Source organism: Massilia sp. IC2-477, assembly GCF_020707265.1.
GTDB lineage: Bacteria > Pseudomonadota > Gammaproteobacteria > Burkholderiales > Burkholderiaceae_D > Telluria.
The window spans coordinates 169,879-183,403 of record NZ_JAJFEQ010000007.1 but is presented as its reverse complement, the minus strand read 5'-3'; the positions used below and the strand labels follow the sequence as shown (position 1 = coordinate 183,403).

General features: G+C 64.6%; 14 protein-coding genes. 11 read left to right on the top strand and 3 right to left on the bottom strand.

Annotated elements, in window-relative coordinates:
• Positions 1–143: 143 nt before the first annotated feature.
• The 3 genes from LK542_RS16010 to LK542_RS16000 all read left to right on the top strand — a co-directional run bounded on the left by LK542_RS16010 (position 144) and on the right by LK542_RS16000 (position 3,097).
• Positions 144–1,061, top strand: a complete 918-nt coding sequence (locus tag LK542_RS16010; protein WP_227812645.1) for a DMT family transporter — start codon at positions 144–146, stop codon at positions 1,059–1,061.
• Positions 1,058–1,753: a nitroreductase gene (locus tag LK542_RS16005; protein ID WP_227812644.1), complete on the top strand. Its 696-nt coding sequence runs from the start codon at positions 1,058–1,060 to the stop codon at positions 1,751–1,753. Before LK542_RS16010 ends, LK542_RS16005 begins: the two co-directional genes overlap by 4 nt.
• A 141-nt stretch (positions 1,754–1,894) precedes the next feature.
• Positions 1,895–3,097, top strand: coding sequence for a serine hydrolase (locus LK542_RS16000; protein WP_227799452.1), 1,203 nt, complete (start codon positions 1,895–1,897; stop codon positions 3,095–3,097).
• Here LK542_RS16000 and LK542_RS15995 read toward each other — a convergent pair.
• On the bottom strand, positions 3,094–3,561 hold the full coding sequence (locus LK542_RS15995) for a helix-turn-helix domain-containing protein (RefSeq protein ID WP_227812643.1): 468 nt from the start codon (positions 3,559–3,561) through the stop codon (positions 3,094–3,096). The genes LK542_RS16000 and LK542_RS15995 overlap by 4 nt on opposite strands.
• 92 nt (positions 3,562–3,653) lie before the next feature.
• Between LK542_RS15995 and LK542_RS15990 the strand changes: the two genes are divergently transcribed.
• Positions 3,654–4,862, top strand: a complete 1,209-nt coding sequence (locus LK542_RS15990; RefSeq protein ID WP_227812642.1) for an MFS transporter — start codon at positions 3,654–3,656, stop codon at positions 4,860–4,862.
• Here the strand turns inward: LK542_RS15990 and LK542_RS15985 are convergent.
• A complete protein-coding gene (locus LK542_RS15985; protein WP_227812641.1) occupies positions 4,838–5,641 on the bottom strand; it encodes an IclR family transcriptional regulator in 804 nt (267 codons plus the stop codon). The two genes, LK542_RS15990 and LK542_RS15985, sit on opposite strands and share 25 nt — an antisense overlap.
• A 135-nt stretch (positions 5,642–5,776) precedes the next feature.
• Here LK542_RS15985 and LK542_RS15980 point away from each other — a divergent pair, with 135 nt between their 5' ends.
• The 7 genes from LK542_RS15980 to LK542_RS15950 all read left to right on the top strand — a co-directional run bounded on the left by LK542_RS15980 (position 5,777) and on the right by LK542_RS15950 (position 11,744).
• Positions 5,777–6,163 carry a diacylglycerol kinase gene (locus LK542_RS15980; protein ID WP_227812640.1) on the top strand — a complete coding sequence of 129 codons (387 nt, stop codon included), beginning with the start codon at positions 5,777–5,779 and terminating at the stop codon, positions 6,161–6,163.
• A gap of 140 nt (positions 6,164–6,303) precedes the next feature.
• A complete protein-coding gene (locus LK542_RS15975) occupies positions 6,304–6,942 on the top strand; it encodes a peroxiredoxin (protein WP_227799448.1) in 639 nt (212 codons plus the stop codon).
• Between the two features lie 122 nt (positions 6,943–7,064).
• Positions 7,065–7,838, top strand: a complete 774-nt coding sequence (locus tag LK542_RS15970) for a sulfite exporter TauE/SafE family protein (RefSeq protein ID WP_227799447.1) — start codon at positions 7,065–7,067, stop codon at positions 7,836–7,838.
• Between the two features lie 108 nt (positions 7,839–7,946).
• On the top strand, positions 7,947–8,816 hold the full coding sequence (cysT, locus tag LK542_RS15965) for a sulfate ABC transporter permease subunit CysT (protein WP_227799446.1): 870 nt from the start codon (positions 7,947–7,949) through the stop codon (positions 8,814–8,816).
• The gene (gene cysW, locus LK542_RS15960) at positions 8,816–9,730 is read left to right on the top strand and encodes a sulfate ABC transporter permease subunit CysW (protein WP_227799445.1); all 915 of its coding nucleotides are present in this window, start codon (positions 8,816–8,818) and stop codon (positions 9,728–9,730) included. The genes cysT and cysW overlap by 1 nt, the downstream gene beginning before the upstream one ends.
• On the top strand, positions 9,727–10,803 hold the full coding sequence (locus LK542_RS15955) for a sulfate/molybdate ABC transporter ATP-binding protein (RefSeq protein ID WP_227799444.1): 1,077 nt from the start codon (positions 9,727–9,729) through the stop codon (positions 10,801–10,803). Before cysW ends, LK542_RS15955 begins: the two co-directional genes overlap by 4 nt.
• Before the next feature lie 11 nt (positions 10,804–10,814).
• Positions 10,815–11,744, top strand: a complete 930-nt coding sequence (locus LK542_RS15950) for a CysB family HTH-type transcriptional regulator (RefSeq protein WP_227812639.1) — start codon at positions 10,815–10,817, stop codon at positions 11,742–11,744.
• Between the two features lie 732 nt (positions 11,745–12,476).
• On the opposite strand, the gene LK542_RS15945 is transcribed toward LK542_RS15950, so the two are convergent.
• Positions 12,477–13,523, bottom strand: a complete 1,047-nt coding sequence (locus tag LK542_RS15945) for an aldo/keto reductase (RefSeq protein ID WP_227812638.1) — start codon at positions 13,521–13,523, stop codon at positions 12,477–12,479.
• Between the last annotated feature and the right edge of the window lie 2 nt (positions 13,524–13,525).

Genomic DNA, 13,525 nt, shown 5'->3' with positions numbered 1-13,525 from the left:
GAAATTTCAAGGACTTACGTTTGATTTAGCGCAAGAAAACGCTCCGCGAAGGGGCAGGCAGAGCCGCTTCCGTCGGCATGCTAGACTAGCACCTTGTCGTTCCGCCAAGTCACCGAAACAGGCTGCTTTGCAGCATCCCATTCATGTCCCCCAGCACCCGAAGCAGCGCGCATTCTGTCACAAAGGCGACCTGGCTGGCGCCCGTTCCGCTGCTGTTCGTGTTCCTGTGGAGTACCGGCTTCATCGTGGCCAAGCTCGGGCTGCCATATGCGCCGCCGCTCACTTTCCTGATCCTGCGCTGCCTCGGCGTGCTGGCGGTGCTGCTGCCGGTGGTGTTTATCGTGCGCGCACCCTGGCCGCGCGGCCAGGTCCTGCACGTGGCGGTTGCCGGGTTGCTGCTGCAGGCCGGTTACCTGGGCGGCGTCTGGGCCGCGATCAAGATCGGCATGCCCGCGGGGCTGACCGCACTGATCGTCGGCATGCAGCCCATCCTGACGGCCGCTTGCGCGCCGCTGCTCAAGGAAAGGGTGCGGCCGCGCCAGTGGCTGGGCTTTGCGCTCGGCCTGCTCGGTGTGGCGCTGGTGGTTCAGGCCAAGCTGCACCTGGCCGGCCTGACGGCGGCCGGCATCGCCCTGTGCGTGTTCGCGCTGCTGTGCATCACGGCCGGCACCATGTACCAGAAGCGCTATTGCCCGGGCTTCGACCTGCGCACCGGCACCGTGATCCAGTTCGGCGCCACCGTGGCCGTGCTCGTGCCGCTGGCCGTGCTGCTGGAAGGGCTGGACCCGCGCTTTTCCAGCGTTACCTGGAGCATGGACTTCATCGTGGCCTGGCTGTGGTCGATCTTCGCGCTGTCGATCGGCGCCATCTTCCTGCTGTTCACCTTGATCCGGCGCAGCCGCGCCACGGAAGTGACCAGCCTGCTGTACCTGACCCCGCCCACCACCGCCGTCATGGCCTGGCTGCTGTTCGGCGAGGCCTTCAGTCCGCTCGCGCTGGCGGGCATGGCGGTGGCCGTGCTGGGTGTCGCATTCGTCGTTCAAAACAAGGAGACTTCATGATCATCAGCCCCCAGCAGGAAGCCGTCGATGCGGCAATCGCCTCGCGCCACTCGATCCGCGCCTTCCTGGACAAGCCGGTCGAGCGCGCCGACATCGAACGCATCCTGGAGGTGGCCGCGCGCGCGCCATCCGGCACCAATACCCAGCCGTGGAAGGTCTACGTCTTGAGCGGGCAGGCGAAGCAAAGCCTGAGCGAGGCCATCCTGGCGGTGAACGCCGACCCGGAGCAGGCGCGCCAGCACACCGAGGAATACGCCTACTACCCGCGCGAATGGATCTCGCCTTATGTCGACCGGCGCCGCAAGGTGGGCTGGGATTTGTACAGCCTGCTCGGCCTCACGCGCGACAACAAGGCCGGTATGGCGGCCCAGCACGCGCGCAACTACCGCTTCTTCGACGCTCCGGTCGGCCTGATCTTCACCATCGATCGCATCATGGAGCAGGGTTCGTGGTTGGATTACGGCATGTTCTTGCAGAACATCATGGTCGCCGCGCGCGCCCGCGGCCTCGATACCTGCCCCCAGGCAGCCTTCACACAGTATCACCGCGTGATTGCGCAGCAGCTCGGGTTGCCGGAGAATGAAATGGTGGTGTGCGGTATGGCGCTCGGTTGGGCCGATCCCGGCCGCATAGAAAATTCCCTCGTGACCGAACGCGTGCCTGTTCAAGATTTCACGCAATTCCGCGAGTGAGGTGGACGTAAATACTTGATTGGAAACGGTTTGTCGTTTTTCGGAACGTTGCCGCACGGAATATAAGTTTCGCTTGCGATGGGGCGTCGTTCAGCTACACTGCATTCCGTATCTCATCAGTTTGCGTCGAAGGGTTTCCAGATGTTTAAACTTGCCTTGGCCGCCGTCGTATCGCTGCTGTTTGCGTTCCAGCCCGTCTACGGTGCCGGAGCGGGCGCCGGTGCGGGTGCGGGTGCGTCGGCCGAAGCCAAGTCCGGCAAGAAAAAGGTCGTCAAGAAAAAACAGCGTCGGGCCTCGGGCAAGGCGGTACGCAAGACCCGCGCCAAGCGCCAGGACCTGGCCCAGGCCATCGCCGACGACAACCGCGCGCGCATGGTGCGCCGCGTCGAGATGGTGCGCGGCAAGCGCAAGGTGACTTACCAACTGGTGCGCCGCGCCGCCGGCGCCGCGGCCGTCGATCCGCGCAGCCTGGGCGACGTCGCTGGCCTGCGCCGCACGGCCGATCCGCTGTCGCTGCGCTCGAACGTTGCCTTCGTGCTCGACCAGAACAGCTCGGAAGTGCTGTTCGAAAAGAATGCCAACATTGCCCTGCCGATCGCCTCGATCACCAAGCTCATGACCGGCCTGGTCGTGGTGCAGGCCAGGCAGGACCTCGACGAAACCCTGCGCATCACCGACGCCGACGTCGACCGCCACAAGTATTCCAGCTCGCGCCTGCCCGTCGGCACCCGCATGACGCGGCGCGAACTGCTGCATATTGCCCTGATGAGTTCGGAAAACCGTGCTGCTTCCGCGCTCGGGCGCAACTATCCCGGCGGCATCGGGGCCTTCGTGGACGCGATGAACGCCAAGGCGCGCGAACTGGGCATGAAGGACACCCACTATGTCGACTCCAGCGGCCTGTCGAGCCGTAACGTGTCGAGCGCGCGCGACCTGGCGCGCCTGGTCGCCACCGCCCACCAGGAACCGCTGCTGCGCGAGTATTCCACCACCCCGAATTCGATCGTCAAGGCAAGCGGCCGCCCGATGCGCTACGCGAACACCAACTACCTGGTGGCGCTGCCGGACTGGAACATCGGCCTGCAGAAGACCGGCTTCATCAACGAAGCAGGGCGCTGCCTGGTGATGCAGGCGGCCATCCACGGCCGCAACGTGATCATGGTGTTCCTGGATTCGAAGGGGAAGATGTCACGCACCGCCGATGCCGGCCGCGTGCGCCGCTTCCTGGAAGCGCTGGCCCCGAGCAAGCTCGACGTGCTGACGCCCGGCACCCTCGGCGAGAAGGTCGCTTCCCCGGCGATCGGCAACTTCAGCGCGGCAGCGCCGCCCCCGGCACTACATTAAGTGTCCGTACCGGGCGAGGGCGCAAGCTTGCGCACCTCGGCATCGTCCGGCCCCAGTACGCCCCCGTCTTCGGTCCTGACCGACATCAGCTGTACCGGCTTGCCCGTTCTCTTCTCGACCAGTTCCGAATGCGCTTCACCGGGCATGAACAGGTTGCGCTCGCCCCATTGGCGCAGCGCGACGACGACGGGAAACAGGTTTTTGCCGGCCTCGGTGAGCACATATTCCTGGTAGGCGCTACCGTTGCCCGCGGGCCGGGTCGCGAGAATTCCCCCATCGACCAGGCGCCGCAGTCTATCCGCCAAGATATTGCGCGCAACCCCCAGGCTGCGCTGGAACTCGCTGAAGCGGGCAATCCCGTCGAAGGCATCGCGCACGATGAGCAGCGACCAGCGATCGCCAAGGACGTTGACCGACCTCGCCACGGGACAAGGTTCGCTGCTGATGGGTTCCGGAGTTGTCATGGCGGGAGGCTGGAAAGCAAAGTGGTTGCATTTTAAGACCACCTCGGCTAGGCTTCAACTGGTTTTAAATTGAAACCAGTTCCGGAGCGCCCATGCATGCCGCCTGTCCCGATGCCAGACCCATGATGCCCGCCAGCCTTGCCTGGCTGTTTGCCTGCGCGGCAGGGATGAGCGTCGCGAACGTGTATTACGCCCAGGCGCTGCTGGACGCGCTTGCTGTCGACTTTTCGATCTCGCACGCGGCCGTAGGTGCGGTCATCACGGCCACCCAGGCCGGCTGCGCGCTTGCACTGTTCCTGCTGGTGCCACTGGGCGACCTGGTCGAACGGCGCCGCCTGATGCTGGTGCAGGCACTCTTGCTGGTGGTCGCGCTGGTCGCGGTCGGCTGTGCACAATCGCCCGGCATGCTGCTGGCGGCCATGCTCCTGACCGGCCTGCTCGGCACCGCCATGACGCAGGGCCTGATTGCGTATGCCGCCAGCAGCGCGGGAGAACACGAGCGTGGACGGATCGTTGGGGCAACCCAGGGCGGGGTGTTCACCGGCCTGCTGCTGGCTCGGGTGTTTGCCGGCGCCGTCAGCGACCTCGCAGGCTGGCGCAGCGTGTACCTCGCCGCTGCCGCGGCAATGCTGTTGCTGGCTGCCCTGATGTGGCGCGGTTTGCCGCGACTTGCCGGCGGCCGCTCCGCCATGACCTATCGCGCCCTGCTGGCTTCGATGTTGGTCCTGCTGCGCCGGAACCGCGTGCTGCAGGTGCGCGGCATCATTGCGCTGCTGATGTTTGCGGCATTCAATGTGTTCTGGAGCGCGCTGGTCCTGGCCCTGAGCGTACCGCCCTATGGATATTCGCACACCGCCATCGGCGCCTTCGGCCTCATCGGCGCCGTGGGCGCGCTGGCGGCGACCCGCGCGGGACGCCTGGTCGACCAGGGCCGTGGCCAGCAAACCAGCCTGCTGGCGCTGGTCCTGCTGTGCCTGGCGTGGCTGCCCCTGTCCTTCATGCACCTGTCGCCCTTGGCGCTGGTGGCCGGCATCGTGCTGCTCGACCTTGGCGGACAAGCGATCCACGTCACCAACCAGGGCATGATCTTCCGCACCAGCAGCGAGGCCCACGGCCGGCTGGTCGGCGCCTACATGCTGTTTTACGCGCTTGGCAGCGGCATGGGAGCGATGGGTGCGACCCTCAGCTTCACCCACGCGGGTTGGAGCGGCGTCTGCATCCTGGGGGCAGCGATCAGCCTGCTGGCCTTGCTGTTCTGGGCGGCCACCCGCGATCGTCAGATGGCCGGGGCAGGGCGGTAGCCCAGGGTGGCCGAGATGCTGGACGCCGTCTGCACCAGGTCTTCCAGCCATTCTTCCTGCAGGCGGTCGGCCGGAGCCGAGATCGACAGGCCCGCCACCAGCTTGCCGCTGTCGTCGAAGATGCCGGCGGCCATGCAGCGCACCCCCAGCTCCAGTTCCTCGTTGTCGCGCGCATAGCCGCGCGCGCGCACCAGGCTCAGTTCGCGCTCGAAGCGCGCCAGGTCGGTGATCGAATTCTTGTTGTGGCCTGCCAGCCCGGTGCGGGTGGCGTAGCCGCGGATGGTTTTTGCATCGTCGATCGACAGGAACAGCTTGCCGGTCGAGGTCAGGTGCAGCGGGGCGCGGCCGCCGATGGCGCGCACCACCTGCATGCCGGAGCGCTCGGAATAGGCGCGATCGATGTAGACGATCTCGTCGCCCTGGCGCACCGACAGGTTCACGGTCTGCTGGGTCTTCTTGTGCAGGGCGCGCATGAAGTCGAGCGCCGCTTCGCGCACCGACAGGCGGCTCTTGACCACGTTCCCGAGTTCCAGCAGGCGCATGCCGAGGCGGTAGGTGCCCGGTTCGACCCGGTCGACGAAGCGCGTGACGACCATGTCGTTCAGGATGCGGTGCGCGGTCGAGGGATGCAGGCCGGACACCTTGGACAGCTCCTTCAGGCTCACCGGATCGGAATAGGTGGCCAGCGCGTCGAGCAGCGCCATCATGCGCTCGATCACCTGGATCGAGGTCTTGGCCGCGGCAGGCGCCGAAGCCGGTTCTGGGGTTTCCATTTTCATGATGTGGTTGGTGCAGTGCAGTATTCACACCTTTATACCATGATGTGAAACGCAGATGCAAACCGTCGGGCTGCTGTGTGCAAGCTGTCTTGCGCGCGGCATAATGACAGCCCGGCATTTATATTCAATAAACACATGGAACACCCGATCAGCGAATTCAAGACCAAGCGCGGCATCGCGCGCCTGCTGGCAGCCTGCCGCAATACCGCGGACGGCCTGTCCTGGGTCTGGCGTAGCGAGGCGGCGTTCCGCCAGGAGATCGTGGTGATCGCCATCGCCACCGTGGTTGCCTTGCTGCTGCCGGTGTCCAGCTTCCAGAAGCTGGTGCTGATCGGCGTGCTGATCCTGGTGCTGATCGTCGAGATCATCAACTCGGCCATCGAAGCCATCGTCGACCGCATCTCGCTCGAACGCCATCCGCTGTCCAAGGTGGCCAAGGACATGGGCAGCGCGGCCGTCGCCCTGACCCTGCTGCTGGCGCTTGCGACCTGGGCGGTTGTGTTGTACAACCGTTATCTCTGAGCGGCAGCGCAACCCTGTCGCCCTCGGTACAAGCAAATAACAAACCTGTCGTTTGATTAATTGCCAAGTCCTCTTAGACTATGGCTTGATGTGGCCGGCCGTGACCGGCTTCCGCAGTCCAATCACCTGGAGAGATGACAATGACCTTACGCCTCGGCGATACCGCCCCCGATTTCGAGCAGGATTCCAGCATCGGCAAGATCCGCTTCCATGAGTGGGCGGGCGATTCCTGGGTGGTGCTGTTCTCGCACCCGGCCGACTTCACCCCGGTCTGCACGACCGAACTGGGCCTGACCGCCAAGCTGAAGCCCGAATTCGACAAGCGCAATGTCAAGGCGATCGCGCTGTCGGTCGACCCCGCCGACAAGCACCGCGACTGGATCCGCGACATCGAAGAAACCCAGCAGACCGTGGTCGGCTTCCCGATCATCGCCGATGCCGACAAGTCGGTATCGAGCCTGTACGACATGATCCACCCGGAAGCCTCGGCCACCGCCACCGTGCGTTCGCTGTTCGTGATCGACCCGGCCAAGAAAGTGCGCTTGACGATCACCTACCCGATGAGCACCGGCCGCAACTTCGACGAAGTGCTGCGCGTGATCGACGCCCTGCAACTGACCGACGGCTACACCGTGGCCACCCCGGGCAACTGGAAGGATGGCGACGACGTCATCATTCCGCTGACCGTGCAGGATCCGGCCGTTATCGAGCAAAAGTATCCGAAGGGCTATACCTCGCCGCGTCCTTACCTGCGCCTGACTCCGCAGCCAAACAAATAAGCCGTAGGGTGGGCGGGTTTCCCGCCCACGCGTCACCACCCGTCGCATAAGCAAATAAGAAACCTGTTGTTTGCTTTACTGCCGAGCCCCCTTACGCTGTGGCTTAACGTAAGGGTAGAGGCATGTCGACGACGTATATTTTCGCGGGATTCGCAGTAGGGCTGCTGGTCGGCATGACCGGCGTAGGCGGCGGTTCGCTCATGACGCCGCTCCTGACCCTGCTGTTCGGCGTCTCGCCCTCGGTTGCCGTCGGCACCGACCTGGCTTTCGCTTCCATCACCAAGGGTGTCGGCACCGTCACCCACCGCTTCAACCGCACCGTCCACTGGCCGATCGTCGGCCGCCTGTGCCTGGGCGCCTTGCCGGCCGCGCTGGTGGCTACGCTTGCACTGAAGTACTTCGGCGGGCTCGACGCCGAGATCGGCCAGCTGATCCGCTATTCCATTGCCGGCTCCGTGATGCTGACCGTGGTCGCGCTGCTGTTCCGCGCGCGCATGCTGGCCTGGGTCAATGCGGACCCACGGCGCCAGCTGCAGGGCAGGGCGCTCGCCATCGCCACCATTGTCTCGGGCGTCGTGCTGGGCACGCTCGTCACCGTCTCGTCGATCGGCGCAGGCGCGATCGGCGCCACGCTGCTCGTCATGCTGTACCCGCGTCTCACGCCGGCCGAGGTGGCCGGCACCGACATCGCCTACGCCGTGCCGCTCACGGCGATCGCCGCGGTCGGCCACTGGTGGCTGGGTTCGATCGACTGGATGCTGCTCCTGACCCTGCTCATCGGTTCGGTGCCGGGCATCACCCTGGGCGCCATGGCCGCGCGCAAGGTGCCGGAACGCTTCCTGCGCGCGCTGTTGGCCACCACCTTGACCGGAGTCGCCGCCAAGCTCGTGTTCTGACGTCGTAATAGCTGCCGTGTCTATACAAATAAGAAATGCTTCGTTTGTAATATAAGGGCTGCGTGCGAATATGGTAGCCCGTTAGAAGAATTTGTAATAAGGGCTTCCATGACCTCCCTCGTGCAGACGCACATCGCGCCACGCAGATCCCCTGGCCGGGTGATACCCGGCTTCGGCATCTCGCTGGGCTTCACGATTTTCTACCTTGCGCTGATCGTGCTGATCCCGCTCTCGGCGGTCTTCCTGAAGACCTTCACGATGAGCTGGGACGCCTTCTGGACCGCCGTCACCTCCGAACGCGTGGTCGCTTCCTACAAGCTCACCTTCGGCGCCTCGCTGCTGGCCGCCTTCATCAACGTCATCTTCGGCGGCATCGTCGCCTGGGTGCTGGTGCGCTACACCTTTCCCGGCAAGCGCATCGTCGATGCGCTGGTCGACCTGCCGTTCGCGCTGCCTACCGCGGTGGCCGGCATCACGCTGACCGCGCTGTATTCGCACAACGGGCTGATCGGCGAACAGCTCGCCAAGTTCGGCATCAAGGTTGCCTTCACCCCGCTGGGCGTGCTGGTGGCGCTGACCTTCATCGGCCTGCCTTTCGTGGTGCGCACGGTGCAGCCGGTGCTGGAAGAAGCCGAGCGCGAGCTGGAAGAAGCCGCCGCCAGCCTGGGCGCGTCGCCGCTGCAGACCTTCTGGCGCGTGGTGCTGCCTTCGATCGTGCCGGCCCTGCTGACCGGCTTCGCGCTGAGCTTTGCGCGCGCCACCGGCGAATACGGCTCGGTGATCTTCATCGCCGGCAACCTGCCGATGGTGTCCGAGATCACGCCGCTGTTCATCATCACCAAACTCGAACAGTACGACTACGCGGGCGCCACGGCGATCGCGGTGGTCATGCTGGTCATCTCGTTCATCCTGCTGCTGACGATTAACCTGCTGCAGGCGTGGACTCGCAAACGTGCAGGAAAAGGGGTACGCAACTGATGAGCGCAGTCCTCGACAACATCAAGGCGGCGCCGAAAGCCGCCGCCCCGGCGCGCCGGCCCACCACCAACGTGCTGGAACCGAACTGGGTGCGCTACCTGCTCATCGCGGTGGCGCTGGCTTTCCTCACCCTGTTCCTGTTCGTGCCGCTGGCCGCCGTGTTCACCGAGGCCCTGAAGAAGGGCTGGGACACCTACCTCGAATCGATCAAGGATCCGGATGCGGTGTCCGCCATCAAGCTCACGCTGATCGCGGCCGGCATTTCGGTGCCGCTGAACCTGGTGTTCGGCGTCGCCGCCGCCTGGGCCATCGCCAAGTTCGAATTCCGCGGCAAGAGCATCCTGCTGACCCTGATCGACCTGCCGTTCTCGGTCTCGCCCGTGATCGCCGGCCTGATCTACGTGCTGCTGTTCGGCGCCCAGGGCTGGTTCGGCGACTGGCTGGCCGCGCACGACATCAAGATCCTGTTCGCGGTGCCGGGCATCGTGCTGGCGACCCTGTTCATCACCTTCCCCTTCGTTGCACGCGAGCTGATCCCGCTGATGCAGCAGCAGGGCACGGAAGAGGAAGAAGCGGCGTTGGTGCTGGGCGCCTCGGGCTGGTCCACCTTCTGGCGCGTGACGCTGCCGAACATCAAGTGGGGCCTGCTGTACGGCGTCATCCTGTGTAACGCCCGCGCGATGGGCGAGTTCGGCGCCGTCTCGGTGGTGTCGGGCCACATCCGCGGCGAGACCAACACGATGCCGCTGCACGTCGAGATCCTCTACAACGAGTACAACTTCACGGCCGCCTTCGCGGTGGCGTCCCTGCTGGCGCTGCTGGCACTGGTGACCCTGGCGGTGAAGAGTTTTGTCGAATGGCGCCTGCATCAGGCCCGCAAGGAAGACACACGCATATTGGAGCACGCAGCATGACCATCGAAGTCCAGCACATCCGCAAACAGTTCGGCCAGTTCACCGCGCTCGACGACGTTTCGCTCAAGTTCCCCGACGGCCAGCTGACCGCCTTGCTGGGCCCCTCGGGCTGCGGCAAGACCACGCTGCTGCGCGTGATCGCGGGCCTCGAGCATCCCGATTCCGGCGCCGTGCTGCTCGACGGCGAAGACGCCTCGCACCGCCACGTGCGCGAGCGCCAGGTCGGCTTCGTGTTCCAGCACTATGCGCTGTTCAAGCACATGACCGTGTTCGAGAACGTCGCCTTCGGCCTGCGCGTCAAGCCGCGCAAGGAGCGCCCGTCGGAACAGCAGATCCGCGACAAGGTGCGCCAGCTGCTGGAACTGGTGCAGCTCGACTGGATCGCCGACCGCTATCCGCCCCAGCTCTCGGGCGGCCAGCGCCAGCGCATCGCCCTGGCCCGCGCCCTCGCTGTCGAGCCGCGCGTGCTGCTGCTCGACGAACCCTTCGGCGCGCTGGATGCCAAGGTGCGCAAGGAACTGCGCCGCTGGCTGCGCCGCCTGCACGACGAACTGCACGTGACCTCGATCTTCGTCACCCACGACCAGGAAGAAGCGCTGGAAGTGGCCGACCAGGTGGTCCTGATGAACAAGGGCCGCATCGAGCAGCTCGGCACGCCGGATGCCGTCTATAACAAGCCGGCGTCGCCTTTCGTCTACGGCTTCCTCGGCAACGTCAACCTGTTCCACGGCCGCGTGCAGGATGGCGTGCTGGCCAGCGGCGACGTCAAGCTCGACGTGCCGCAGCATGCGGGCAGCGGCGAGGGTATCGGCTACGTCCGTCCGCACGACCTCGACGTCGAGCGCTATACGCCGGGCGAAGGCGACAAGGGTGGAGTCGTGGCCAAGCTGCGCCGCGCGCATGCGATCGGACCGCTGGCCCAGCTCGACCTGGAACGCGCCGACAACCAGCAGCTGATCGAGGCGGTGATGCCGAACGAACTGTTTGCGCGTCACGGCTTCCGCGAAGGCGACACCCTGGTGGTCAAGCCGCGCCGTATCGAAGTCTTCGTCGACGCCGGCGAAGGTATCTGAAAGGTAGGCATATGAACTTCCAGCAGCTGCGTTCCGTACGCGAAGCCGCGCGCCGCGACTTCAACCTGACCGAGGTGGCCAATGCGCTGTTCACCTCGCAGCCCGGCGTGTCGCGCCAGATCCGCGAGCTCGAGGAAGAGCTCGGGGTCGTCATCTTCGAGCGCAACGGCAAGCGCCTGACCGGCCTCACGCCGCCGGGCAAGGGCATCCTCAAGATCGTCGAGCGCCTCTTGGTGGAAGCCGAGAACCTGCAGCAGGCCAGTGCCGAGTTCGCGGCCCAGGACAGCGGCACGCTGACGGTGGCCGTGACGCACACCCAGGCGCGCTACGCGCTGCCCCAGGTGGTGCAGTCCTTCCGCAACGCCTTCCCGGGCGTGCGCATCGCCCTGCAGCAGAGCGCACCGGAACACATCGCGGAATGGGTCCTGTCGGGCAAGGCCGATATCGGCATCGCCACCGAAGGCCTGAGCGCCTTCCCCGACCTCGTGTCCTTCCCCTGCTACCGCTGGAGCCACCTGGTGGTGGCGCCGGAAGGCCACCCGATCTTCGCCTCCAGCACGCCGCTGCGGCTGGAGGACCTGGCCGAATATCCCCTGATTACCTACGACGTCGGCTTCACGGGCCGCAGCCACATCGACGCGGCTTTCGTGGAAGCCGGGCTGGCGCCGGACATCGTGCTCACCGCGATGGATTCGGACGTCATCAAGCAGTACGTGTCGCTGGGGATGGGTGTCGGGATCGTGGCCTCGATGGCCTTCGATCACGGCCGCGACAAGGGGATGCGGGCGATCGAGGCCTCGCACCTGTTTGCGCCGAACGTGACGCGCCTCGCCGTGCGCAAGGGCTCATATCTGCGGGCGTATGCCTACCACTTCATCGAGCGCTTTGCCCAGGGATATACGCGCTCGGATATTGAGAAGGCCCTGCAAGCGGTGGAGTGAGGGCGAACGTCATCGATCGGAGGGTGTCACTGCAAAGGCAGATCCCGTGCCCCGCCGGGTTCGCAACGACGGACGGGACCATCCTGGGGCGTTCGATTTTGTCTCATACATGACGGGCCACAGCCAGCTTCGTCGCATGCGCGGACAGGCTTGCGCGGAAAGCGCCGGCATGAATTATTTCGTTCTGTTCGAGTATCGCCGAGGGAGCACTGCATTATCAGTGCTCCCTCCATAGTGCGTCCCAGTCTGGGCTTACTTGGCCTTGCCGTTAATTCATCCGCTAAGGTTTAACGCAGACGAGTCCCGAACTCGGCGCCTTCGTTTTATCAGTGACGGTCGCCACGCATTGAAGCGCACCACAACTGCAATGGAAGATGTCTTCCCATTGGGTCAGCATCGATTTCGTACATTTGCACGCTGGCGGAGCCACGGGGGCTGCACTACTTGTCTGAGCATGTACGTCGCGCGTAACCGATGCACCAATCAACCATATGACCATGGCTGCAACTGCGACGAGACCAGCTAAAGTCGAGAGCTTCATGATTAACCTCATCAGGTGAATGCGGCCCAGGAATCTCAGACAGCCGAACGGCCGCGATCTCGGTGTCGCGACTCATATTGCCGCAAATGCATGCAGATGATGCCAATGTGGAAAAATAACAACGTGGATGAATTGGCGTAGCGCTCGTTCGGCCCTTTCAGTCTAGCTACGGGAAGAGAGCGCGACAGGATTCACTGACCCACATTCATATAGCGGGCGTGAATCTCATCGATCCCCTTCATCACGTCCGCTGACAGCACCAGGTCGGCAGCATCGATGTTCTCCTTCAGCTGCGCGAGATTGGTCGCGCCGATGATGGTCGATCCCACGAACCAGCGCGAATAGCACCACGCCAGTGCCATCTGCGCGGGCGTCATTCCGTGCGCCCGCGCCAGCGCTGCGTACTCCGCGGTAGCCGCCAGCACCGCCGGGCGCACATAGCGCGGGCTCCAGTTTTTCGGGAACACCGTCAGGCGCCCGACTGCATTCGGATTGTCCAGGTACTTTGCGGTGAGCTGTCCGAAGGCCAGCGGGCTGTAGGCCAGCAGGCTCACGCCTTCGCGGTAGCAGGCCTCGTCCATCAGGCTGGTTTCAACATGGCGCGCCGTCAGGTTGTACAGGTTCTGCACGGTAGCGATGCGCGGCAGGCCGCGCAGTTCGGACTGCTTGATGTACTGGCACACGCCCCAGGTACTTTCGTTCGATACGCCGATGTGGCGGATCGTCCCTGCGCGCACCATTTCGTCCAGGGCTTCCAGCGTCTCGACAATCGGCACTGCAGGCCGTTCGCCCTCCGGATCGAAGCGGTTGGCGCCGAAGATCGGCAGGTTCCGGCTCGGCCAGTGGATCTGGTACAGGTCGATGTAGTCAGTGTGCAGGCGGCGCAGGCTGTCCTCGACGGCGGCGCGGATATTGGTCGCGTCCAGGTTGTGGTTGGCCCCGCGGATCCAGGGCATCATCTTGTTCGGCCCTGCCACCTTGGTGGCCAGCACGATGTCGGCGCGGCGTCCAGTCTTCTTCAGCCAGCTGCCGATGTAGCGCTCGGTCGCTCCTTGCGTGTCCGCGCTCGCCATCACCGGGTACATCTCGGCGGTATCGATGAAGTTGATGCCGCGTTCCAGCGCGTAGTCGAGCTGGCTGTGCGCCTCGAGCTCCGTGTTCTGCTCGCCGAAGGTCATGGTGCCGAGGCACACTTTTGAGACCATCAAATCCGTTTGTCCCAGCTGCCTGCGTTCCATGT

Excerpts from the sequence above, each read along its gene's own strand:
- LK542_RS16000 (WP_227799452.1), top strand. The coding sequence starts at position 1,895 with ATGTTTAAACTTGCCTTGGCCGCCGTCGTATCGCTGCTGTTTGCGTTC.
- LK542_RS16005 (WP_227812644.1), top strand. The coding sequence starts at position 1,058 with ATGATCATCAGCCCCCAGCAGGAAGCCGTCGATGCGGCAATCGCCTCG.
- LK542_RS15970 (WP_227799447.1), top strand. The coding sequence starts at position 7,065 with ATGTCGACGACGTATATTTTCGCGGGATTCGCAGTAGGGCTGCTGGTC.
- LK542_RS15955 (WP_227799444.1), top strand. The coding sequence starts at position 9,727 with ATGACCATCGAAGTCCAGCACATCCGCAAACAGTTCGGCCAGTTCACC.
- LK542_RS15985 (WP_227812641.1), bottom strand. The coding sequence starts at position 5,641 with ATGAAAATGGAAACCCCAGAACCGGCTTCGGCGCCTGCCGCGGCCAAG.
- LK542_RS15990 (WP_227812642.1), top strand. The coding sequence starts at position 3,654 with ATGCATGCCGCCTGTCCCGATGCCAGACCCATGATGCCCGCCAGCCTT.
- LK542_RS16010 (WP_227812645.1), top strand. The coding sequence starts at position 144 with ATGTCCCCCAGCACCCGAAGCAGCGCGCATTCTGTCACAAAGGCGACC.
- LK542_RS15995 (WP_227812643.1), bottom strand. The coding sequence starts at position 3,561 with ATGACAACTCCGGAACCCATCAGCAGCGAACCTTGTCCCGTGGCGAGG.
- LK542_RS15950 (WP_227812639.1), top strand. The coding sequence starts at position 10,815 with ATGAACTTCCAGCAGCTGCGTTCCGTACGCGAAGCCGCGCGCCGCGAC.
- cysW (WP_227799445.1), top strand. The coding sequence starts at position 8,816 with ATGAGCGCAGTCCTCGACAACATCAAGGCGGCGCCGAAAGCCGCCGCC.
- LK542_RS15980 (WP_227812640.1), top strand. The coding sequence starts at position 5,777 with ATGGAACACCCGATCAGCGAATTCAAGACCAAGCGCGGCATCGCGCGC.
- LK542_RS15945 (WP_227812638.1), bottom strand. The coding sequence starts at position 13,523 with ATGGAACGCAGGCAGCTGGGACAAACGGATTTGATGGTCTCAAAAGTG.
- LK542_RS15975 (WP_227799448.1), top strand. The coding sequence starts at position 6,304 with ATGACCTTACGCCTCGGCGATACCGCCCCCGATTTCGAGCAGGATTCC.
- cysT (WP_227799446.1), top strand. The coding sequence starts at position 7,947 with ATGACCTCCCTCGTGCAGACGCACATCGCGCCACGCAGATCCCCTGGC.